This window comes from Bacillus sp. SIMBA_074 (genome assembly GCF_046534555.1).
Lineage (GTDB): Bacteria > Bacillota > Bacilli > Bacillales > Bacillaceae_G > Bacillus_A > Bacillus_A mycoides.
Map to the genome: position 1 here is coordinate 1 of NZ_JAWRYM010000245.1, position 328 is coordinate 328.

A 328-nucleotide genomic window follows, 5' to 3' on the forward strand; every position below is an offset into this window, starting at 1 on the left:
ATACAAAAACCGTTCCAAAACTTGCAGACATATCAAATTTTCCACCAAGAGCCTTTGTTAAATATGAATCAAAATCCCCTTCCCGCAACAATACCAACCGGTGGTGTGCCACATCATAATGGTATATGCCAGCAGGCAATTCATCCATCTTCAAGTACACGTACAATTCACTTGGATACAAAGCTCCCCCTGATGGCGGAAAACGCCGGAATGACTGCATGAGGTCCCCAGACTCTAAGGATATCAGTGACTGACTAACTTGGGTCAGGCCATATGCATACCAGAGAAAATGACCGATTCCTTCGAGGTCCTGCTTGGAAGGCCCGTT

General features: G+C 45.7%; 1 protein-coding gene. It reads right to left on the reverse strand.

Annotated elements, in window-relative coordinates; genetic code table 11:
- On the reverse strand, window positions 1-328 hold a 328-nt coding region (locus tag SB773_RS30690; RefSeq protein ID WP_486304304.1), incomplete at both ends, for a nitroreductase family protein.